This window comes from Gryllotalpicola sp. CP2-P1, assembly GCF_057512245.1.
In genome coordinates this window covers 1-7,708 of sequence record NZ_JBLRDT010000124.1, presented here as the reverse complement: position 1 = coordinate 7,708, position 7,708 = coordinate 1, and the positions used below count along the sequence as shown (strand labels likewise).

The 7,708-nt window shown below is 69.9% G+C and carries 11 protein-coding genes, 1 tRNA gene and 1 pseudogene; 6 read left to right on the top strand and 7 right to left on the bottom strand.

What is annotated here, in order from left to right:
• Positions 1 to 98 precede the first annotated feature (98 nt).
• Entirely contained in the window at positions 99 to 539 is a 441-nt protein-coding gene (locus ACM2XV_RS10320) for an SRPBCC family protein (RefSeq protein WP_344774405.1), read from the bottom strand.
• 59 nt (positions 540 to 598) lie between these two features.
• Between ACM2XV_RS10320 and ACM2XV_RS10315 the strand changes: the two are divergent.
• Both ACM2XV_RS10315 and ACM2XV_RS10310 read left to right on the top strand, forming a co-directional pair.
• Positions 599 to 1,093 (top strand): annotated as a pseudogene (locus ACM2XV_RS10315) (YciE/YciF ferroxidase family protein).
• A complete protein-coding gene (locus ACM2XV_RS10310; protein ID WP_487026867.1) occupies positions 1,090 to 1,419 on the top strand; it encodes an isochorismatase family protein in 330 nt (109 codons plus the stop codon). The pseudogene ACM2XV_RS10315 and the gene ACM2XV_RS10310 overlap by 4 nt, the downstream one beginning before the upstream one ends.
• 61 nt (positions 1,420 to 1,480) lie before the next feature.
• Here the strand turns inward: ACM2XV_RS10310 and ACM2XV_RS10305 are convergent, their stop codons facing one another.
• Positions 1,481 to 1,705 (bottom strand): hypothetical protein, encoded by a 225-nt coding sequence (locus tag ACM2XV_RS10305; RefSeq protein ID WP_487026865.1) that lies wholly within the window; start codon positions 1,703 to 1,705, stop codon positions 1,481 to 1,483.
• A gap of 13 nt (positions 1,706 to 1,718) precedes the next feature.
• Entirely contained in the window at positions 1,719 to 1,994 is a 276-nt protein-coding gene (locus ACM2XV_RS10300; RefSeq protein WP_344774416.1) for a hypothetical protein, read from the bottom strand.
• Between the two features lie 126 nt (positions 1,995 to 2,120).
• Between ACM2XV_RS10300 and ACM2XV_RS10295 the strand changes: the two genes are divergently transcribed.
• On the top strand, positions 2,121 to 2,312 hold the full coding sequence (locus ACM2XV_RS10295) for a hypothetical protein (protein WP_344774418.1): 192 nt from the start codon (positions 2,121 to 2,123) through the stop codon (positions 2,310 to 2,312).
• Between the two features lie 45 nt (positions 2,313 to 2,357).
• On the opposite strand, the gene ACM2XV_RS10290 is transcribed toward ACM2XV_RS10295, so the two are convergent.
• Both ACM2XV_RS10290 and ACM2XV_RS10285 read right to left on the bottom strand, forming a co-directional pair.
• Positions 2,358 to 2,430 (bottom strand) — tRNA-Arg (locus ACM2XV_RS10290).
• Between the two features lie 74 nt (positions 2,431 to 2,504).
• Positions 2,505 to 3,164: an NAD(P)H-dependent oxidoreductase gene (locus ACM2XV_RS10285; RefSeq protein ID WP_344774420.1), complete on the bottom strand. Its 660-nt coding sequence runs from the start codon at positions 3,162 to 3,164 to the stop codon at positions 2,505 to 2,507.
• 161 nt (positions 3,165 to 3,325) lie between these two features.
• On the opposite strand from ACM2XV_RS10285, the gene ACM2XV_RS10280 reads away from it, so the two are divergent.
• The gene (locus tag ACM2XV_RS10280; RefSeq protein ID WP_487026864.1) at positions 3,326 to 3,814 is read left to right on the top strand and encodes a MarR family winged helix-turn-helix transcriptional regulator; all 489 of its coding nucleotides are present in this window, start codon (positions 3,326 to 3,328) and stop codon (positions 3,812 to 3,814) included.
• On the opposite strand, the gene ACM2XV_RS10275 is transcribed toward ACM2XV_RS10280, so the two are convergent.
• Positions 3,811 to 4,668: a DUF3097 domain-containing protein gene (locus ACM2XV_RS10275; protein ID WP_487026863.1), complete on the bottom strand. Its 858-nt coding sequence runs from the start codon at positions 4,666 to 4,668 to the stop codon at positions 3,811 to 3,813. The two genes, ACM2XV_RS10280 and ACM2XV_RS10275, sit on opposite strands and share 4 nt — an antisense overlap.
• 64 nt (positions 4,669 to 4,732) lie before the next feature.
• Here ACM2XV_RS10275 and ACM2XV_RS10270 point away from each other — a divergent pair, with 64 nt between their 5' ends.
• The gene (locus ACM2XV_RS10270; protein ID WP_344774426.1) at positions 4,733 to 5,728 is read left to right on the top strand and encodes an SDR family oxidoreductase; all 996 of its coding nucleotides are present in this window, start codon (positions 4,733 to 4,735) and stop codon (positions 5,726 to 5,728) included.
• A 71-nt stretch (positions 5,729 to 5,799) separates the two neighbouring features.
• Here ACM2XV_RS10270 and ACM2XV_RS10265 read toward each other — a convergent pair whose 3' ends face one another.
• The gene (locus ACM2XV_RS10265; RefSeq protein ID WP_487026866.1) at positions 5,800 to 6,981 is read right to left on the bottom strand and encodes an IS30 family transposase; all 1,182 of its coding nucleotides are present in this window, start codon (positions 6,979 to 6,981) and stop codon (positions 5,800 to 5,802) included.
• A 257-nt stretch (positions 6,982 to 7,238) separates the two neighbouring features.
• Between ACM2XV_RS10265 and ACM2XV_RS10260 the strand changes: the two genes are divergently transcribed.
• On the top strand, positions 7,239 to 7,708 hold a 470-nt coding region (locus ACM2XV_RS10260; RefSeq protein WP_487026862.1), incomplete at its 3' end, for an arginase family protein.

Sequence of the window (7,708 nt, the reverse complement as noted above, 5' to 3'; positions counted from 1 at the left end):
CACGATGGCGCGGCCGAGGCCGGCCGAGCCGCCGGTGACGACGGCGACGCCGCGCGGATTCCTGCTCTGCGATCTGCGCAGAGGGGTCCGGGCCCCGCTCACGGCCGATCCTTCTTCTCGGCGAGGAAGGCCAGTCGTTTGAGCGCCTCGACGGTGCGGGGGAAGCCGAGCACGTCGCGGGCGGGTTTCGGCACCAGCATCCCCGGCCCCGAGATCGCGTCCTCGTACATGCGCACCACGCAGCCCGCGGCTCGCGGCTTCACGTCGAATTGCACGACCGCCTTGCCGAGGAAGCTGCCGTGGGCCTCCAGCACGGCGTGCCGCGGGGCATCCCACTCGCGCACGGTCGTCAGGTCGTCGATGACGGCGGGCCAGAGCCCGAAGGAGTGGTGCAGGGCGGCGCCCGGCGCCGGCCACTCCCCCTCGACGGCGCGGGCGCGCGAGGCTCCGACGACCCACGACGGGTAGGTCCAGGGGTCTTCGAGCACGCCGAACACGGCCTCGGGCGTGGCGTGCACCAAACGGTAGGCGACGGTCATGCCCTTCCGAATACCCAGGTGGGCCGGTGGGCACCGATACCGCAACGGAAGGAGCGAACATGTTCGAGCACTTCAGCACACCGCGGGACCTCTTCGAGTACCAGCTCGGCTCGGCCCTGACCATGGAAGACGACTCGCTCACGATGCTGCGCGAGCTCGAGGTGGCGGCCCAGGGCGTCGAGGTGAAGCAGCAGCTGCTGCACCACCAGCAGGAGACGCAGCAGCAGATCGCCAACCTCGAGCAGGCGTTCTAGCTGATCGGCAAAGAGCCCGACCGCTCACCGTCGCCGACGACGAAGGGGCTCATGAAAGAGGGCACGGCGCTCGTCGCCAAGACCGACAAGCGGCTCGTCGACAGCGTCGTGCTCTCGGCCGCCCTCAGCACCGAGCACTACGAGATCGCGGCGTACCAGAGCCTGTGCATCGCCGCGGAGTCGCTCGGTCTGACCGGCGTCGTCGAGCTGCTGAAGCAGAACCTCGAGGAAGAGCAGCACACCAGCGAGGAGCTGACGCAGGCGGCGCGGAAGCTCGCGACGGCCTTGGCTGCGGCCTGAGGCGCATACGGAAGAGGAGGGGCGGCGCAGCCGCCCCTCCTCTTCTGCCGTCTGGCGCTCGCGGCACCGCTCTCGGCCGCACCGGGCTGCTCGACGATCTCGACGAACGCGGCATCACCCAGATCGTGCTCACCGGCGTCTCGACCAGCCAAGCCGTCGAGTCCACCGCCCGCGCCGCCTATGACCACGGCTTCCACGTCACGATCGCGACCGACGGCATCACCGACGTCGACGAGGCTGCGCACCACCACGCGCTTGCTCACACCTTCCCGCGCATTGCCGAAACCGGCACGATCGCGGAGATCATCGCCGCGCTGGACGCCTGACCGGCGATCGCAGACCGCAGACCGCAGACCGCAGACCGTCAACGGCGGGCCGGCCAGACCGCTACCGTGACGCCTGCTCCTCGAGATCCTCGGCGATCGACTCGATCGCCTCGCTGCGCAACCGGATGCCGGCGGCCTCCAGCCGCTCGCCGATGAGCGTCGCCGTGTCGCCGCGCACGCGGCCGTGCTCGATGTCGTCGAGAACGTCGGCCGCGATGCGCTCGATGGTCTCCTCATCGGAGTGCTCGGCGCCGTCGTCGGCGATGTCCCTGGGGATGTCCGTCATGGCCGCCTGCCCGTCACAGGCCCGCGGGGCCGCCCTCGCCGAGAGCGGGCTCGTCACCGCCGTCGAGATCCTGCGGCGCGTCGTTCTCGTCCTCATGGGCGTCATGCTCGTGATACGCCGGCTCGGCCTCGCGCGGCGAGCCGCCCGTCGGCCCGTCGTTCCCGTCGCCCGCGCCCGGCTCGACCGTCTCGCCGGCCACGGCGTCGTTCGTGGTCACGGTGTTGCGCTCGACCCACTCGAGCAGCTCGTCGTCGCTCTTCCCGCCGGGCGTCTGGTTCTCGTCAGTCATGCCGGACCGGTACCCGGCTTCGCCCCGCGCATTCCGCACGCAGCCCGCACGGGGCGCCGAGGGCCGGCGGCCTCTTGCGGCGCGGCCCGCCCGCCTCGAAGCTGTGGTGCGATACAGGAGGGCACCATGAGCGGCAGACGAGGACGAGCATCCGACGGCGGGTGGGGGCTGATCTTCCTGATGGCCTACATCGGCGCCGCGATCTACTTCATCTCGCATTCGGGCGGCGGATTCTGGCCCGTGATCCTCGGGCTGCTGCAGGCGGCGGTCTGGCCGGTCTACGTGATGTACCACGTGCTGACGCTGCTGCACGCGTGAGCCCCGCCGGAAGGACGGGGCACCGGCAAGAGAAGGGGAGAAGTGTGCCCCATGTTGGATTCGAACCAACGGCCTTCTGCTCCGGAGGCAGACGCTCTATCCCCTGAGCTAATGGGGCCAGGGCATGCCCAGGCTATCAGAGCGCAGGGGGGCGGATGCCTCGCCGAGGCATCCGCCCCCCCCTGTCGCTGCTTACGCCGCGATCTTCGCGGCGACGGCCTTGCCGTGGCTCTCGGCCGCGGCGTGCGCGTCGGCGAGGTTCTTGCGGGCCAGGTCGACCAGCTCGGCCATGGCCGGCGTGGTCTCGGCGAGCGTGAGCTCGGCCTCGATGACGGTCACCTCGTAGCCCCAGACGTCCTGCAGGACGCGCTTCAGCCACGCCGAGGCGTGGTCCCAGCCGTAGCGCGGGGTGCCCTCGCCGTAGCCGCCGCCGCGCGCGATCACGAGGAACGCGGACTTGCCGGTGCCGGCCTTCGTCTCGGCGCCCGGGCCGAAGCGGCCGTCGGTCAGCACGAGGTCGAACCAGGTCTTGAGGTGCTGGGTGACGCCCCAGTTGTAGAACGGCGCCGCGATGATCACGGCGTCGGCCGCCGCCAGCTCGTCGGCCAGCTCGGTCGCGAGGGCGACGGCGGCGTTCTGCTGCTCGTTGCGCTGCTCGGCAGGGACGTAGCCGGCGAAGGCCGCGGTGGCCCACGCGTCGGACGGCAGCGGGTTGAGGCCGATGGAGCGGCTGGTGGTGGTCACCGCGTCGCCGAGCTCGGCGACGATCGCGTTCTCGAGGGTTTCGGAGACGGCGCGGGTGACCGAGCCCTCGGGCTTGATGCTCGCGTCCAGTCGGAAGACGGTGCTCATGGGAATGCTCTCCTTGACGGCTTGGTTGTTGTGCAAGACAGCGTTATTCACAGCAGATGTTCTGTGACTTAGACGATCATAAGCACAGACATTCTGAGAGTGGCAACAGAGTGCGGCGCAGAACCACGAAGAACGGAACCCAGGCGGATAAAGTGAGCGACATGGCAGGCACACAGGAGCGACAGGCCGACCTCGGCTGGTCTCTCGGCACCCTGCTGCGCGGCTATCTGAAGCTCTCGAGCGAGGCGCTCGACGGGCTCCCCGGCGGCACCCGCGGCTTCCAGGTGCTCTCGGTCGCCGCGTCGAACTCCTGCGGCAACCAGGCGCAGATCGCCGAGTCGACGGGCCTCGACCGCACCGTGCTGACCTACCTCATCGACGACCTCGAGAAGGCCGGGCTCGTGACCCGCACCCCCGACCCCCACGACCGCCGCTCCCGCCGCGTGACCCTGACCGACGCCGGCACCGAGCGCCTGCGGCAGCTGACCGCGCGCATGAACCAGGTCGAGGAGCGGCTTCTCGCCGGGCTCCCCGCCGGCGACGCCGCCGCTCTGCGCGAGATCGTGGTGCGCGCGGCGCACTCGCTCGACGCCGACCCCGAAGAGGTCTGCAGCACCGTCGACGAGGTCGCCGCAGAGGTATCGGCTTAGGCCGTCACGAAATCGATCAGCTGCTCGACCCGGCCGAGCAGCGCCGGCTCGAGGTCGGCGTAGGTGCGCACCCTACCGAGGATCCGCTGCCACAGGCGCGCGATGTCCTCTTGATTCTCATGCGGCTGCCGCAGCGCCTGCGCGATGCCCTTCTTCCACTCGATGCTGCGCGGAATCTCGGGCCACTTCTGAAGGCCCACGCGTTCAGGCTTGACGGCCTGCCAGATGTCGACGAACGGATGCCCCACGACGAGCACGTCGCGACCATAGGGACCCCTCGCCACCGCCTCGGCGATGCGGCTCTCCTTCGACCCCTTCACGAGGTGGTCGACGAGAACCCCGACCCGGCGGCTCGGTTCTGGCCGGAACTCGGCCAGCAGCTCTTCGAGGTTGTCGACGCCCTCGAGGTACTCGACGACGACGCCCTCGACGCGCAGGTCGTGGCCCCACACCTTCTCGACGAGCTCGGCGTCGTGCCGCCCCTCGACGAAGATGCGGCTGCCGCGGGCGACGCGCGCCTTGACCTCGCCCGCGTGGAAGGACCCCGAGGCGCTTCGGGCCCGGCCGGCGACGCCGCTCGGCGCCGCCTTGGGTTCCGGCTTGGTCAGCACGACGGGGCGGCCGTCGACGAGGAATCCGTGCCCCAGCGGGAACACGCGCACCTTGCCGCGCCGATCCTCGAGCTGCACCAGGCCGCCCTCTGCGATGCCCACGACGGCTCCGACGAAGCCGCCGTCGACGACCTCGACGACGAGATCGCGCTCGGCCGGGGTGGGCACGGGCTGCACCACGCCGCGGCGGCGCCAGTTCTTGTCGGCGAGCACGTCAGAGCCGTACGGATCGTCCCAGGTCACCCGATCGAGGCTAAATGTCGAATCGATACGACCCGCCGCGCGACGCGCGACTAACGTGAGCCGTATGGCGACGAAGAAGTTCCTTTTCATCGGTGGCACCGGAACGATCTCGGCGAGCAGCGTGCGGCTCGCGGTCGAGCGCGGTCATGACGTCACGGTGCTGAACCGCGGGCGCGAGTCGAGCCGGGCGCTGCCCCCTGAGGTCGAGAGCCTCGTTGCGGACATCCGCGACCCCCAGTCCGTGCGCGAAGCCCTCGGAAACCGCGAGTTCGACGCGGTCGCCGAGTTCCTCGCCTTCACCCCCGAGCACCTGCAGACCGACCTCAGCCTGTTCGGCGGCCGCACCGGGCAGTACGTGTTCATCAGCTCGGCTTCCGCGTATCAGACGCCGCCGTCGCGCATTCCGGTCACGGAGTCGACGCCGCTCGTGAACCCGTTCTGGAAGTACTCGCAGGACAAGATCGCCTGCGAGGACCTGCTCGTCGCCGCCGTGCGCGAGCGGGGGCTGCCCATCACGATCGTGCGGCCGTCGCACACCTATGACGAGACGCGGCTGCCGACCACCGGCGGCTGGACCGACGTCGCCCGCATGCGCGCCGGGAAGCCCGTCGTCGTGCACGGCGACGGCACCTCGCTGTGGACGATCACCCACGCCCGCGACTTCGCCGTCGCCTTCGTCGGGCTGCTCGGCAATCCCCTGGCGATCGGCGACACCTTCCACATCACGGGCGACCACCACCCCACCTGGGACCAGATCTACACCTGGATCGGCCAGGCCGCGGGCGTCGCCGAGCCCGAGCTGGTGCACGTCGCGAGCGAGACGATCGGCCGGGTGCTGCCCGAGCAGCTGCCGGGCCTCATCGGCGACAAGGCTCACTCGATGGTGTTCGACAACGCGAAGGTGAAGGCCCTCGTGCCCGAGTTCGCGACCACCGTGCCGTACTGGCAGGGCGCGGCCGAGACGATCGCCTGGTTCGACGCGCACCCCGAAGCGCGGCAGACGGATGCCGCGCTCGACGCGGCCTTCGACAAGCTGGTGGCCCACGCGCGTTCGCTCTGAGCGGTGCGGCGACGCCGCGGGGCGGGTGACCGCATCGAGGCGTGCCGAAACGGTGCTCTGGCGCGGCGGTTTCAGGTGGTGAGTGCAACACCGGACTTGATGTATTCGTCGAGTTTCTCTGCTGGGGTGCTGAATTCCAAGGTCATGCGGGGTCGGATGTTCAGCAAGTGCTGCATCTCGGCGATCTGCGCGTCGGTGACGGTGTTGAAGTTGGTGCCTTTGGGGTAGAAGTCGCGGATCAGCCCGTTGAGGTTCTCGTTCGAGCCGCGCTGCCAGGGCGAGTGCGGGTCGGCGAAGTACACCTTGCAGCCGGTGTCGATCGTGAACCTCGCATGCTGGGCCATCTCCTGTCCCTGATCCCAGGTGAGTGTCTCGAACAGGGCCTTCGGGAGAGTGCGCACCATGTGGGTGATGCGGTCGATGACGGTCTCGGAGTCGCGCATGCCGGGCAGGCGGCCGATGAGCGCGAACCGGGTGGAGCGCTCCACCAGGGTGACCAGCCCGGAGTTTTCGGGGCCGACGACCAGGTCGCCCTCCCAGTGCCCGGGCACCGCCCGGTCCTCCACGCGCGCGGGCCGCTGGGAGAGTCGGGCGCCCTCCAGCCATGGCCGGCTGGAGCGGCGGGGCAGCTTGGACTGCGGCACCCGCCCCTTCCGGCCCGATCGGAGGGCTTTCTCGACCGTCAGCTCGTGCCGCAGCGCGCCTTTGCCCTGCACGTACAAGGACTGGTAGATCGCCTCGTGAGACACCCGCATATCCTCTCGCTGCGGGTGCAGCACAGGCAGGCGCCCCGCGACCTGCTGAGGTGAGAACCTCTGGTTCAGCTGCTCCACGACCGCTTGGCGCAGCTCGGGGTGCTCATCCAACCTGCGGGCCTTCGGCCGCCTGCGGCGGTCCGAGGCGATCTGATGGGCGATGCCCGCCTCGTAGCGCCACTGGGACCGGTACACGAGCCTCGCCCCGGCGATCTCCCGCGAGACCGTCGAGGCCGCAACACCGATCATCCCGGCGATCTGCCGCATCGACTTGCCCTGCGAAAGCCCCACCTGGATCACCGCCCGATCGGCCAACGACAAACGCCGGCCGTGACCAGCGCCGGCGCCGATCTGCTCCGCCCCGGCAATGCGTCGCAGGCCGCCACGACGGAAAGTACCCAACTCCATACCAGCGAGCCTGGCCCACCGCTCCACGTTGTTATGCCCGAACCCGAGAGCCGCCGCAGCTTCAACCGCACTCGCACCCGCCAACAACATGCTCAAAGCCTCAACACGGATCTCCAACGACGCATGCGACAACGCAACACTCCCCACGAATCAAGGTGTTGCACTCACCACCTGAAACCGCCCGCGGCAAAGGCCCCTTTTGGCACTCCTCGATGCGACTGTGGCACTCGTCGAGGCGGCTGTGGGGCGCGTCGAGGCGGCTGTGGGCCGCGCGCGTTCGCTCCGAGGGAAGTCGCCCTCGCCGCACGGCTCTGCCGCAAGCGCACGCCGGTCGATAGTGTGGCGACATGCCCGCGCGCTTCCTCGTCGTGCCCCAGTGGCAGGGTTCCGGGTCGTCCCGAGCGATGCGGCTCGCCGACGGCGCGAACGCCATTGCGGGCGACCTGCCCTCAGCCGCCACGACGCCCGTCGAGGTGCGGGTCGAAGCCGGTGAGTCGCTCGGCACCGGAGTGCAGCGCTACTCCTCGATCCGTGCCGTCGCCGACCAGGTGCGCTCAGCTCTCGACACCTTCGCCGCAGACGAGACCGTCTTCCTGATCGGCGGCGACTGCGGGGCCGACCTCGCCACGGCCGCCCGCGCCGCGGAGCAGCACGAGGGGCTGCTGATGGTCTGGTTCGACGCGCACGGCGATCTGAACACACCGGATTCCTCCCCCACCGGTACCTTCAGCGGAATGGTGCTGCGCACCCTGCTCGGCGACGGCGCCGAGGGGCTCGCCCCCGAACCCGCCGCGTTCGCCCCGACGCGCGTGATCCA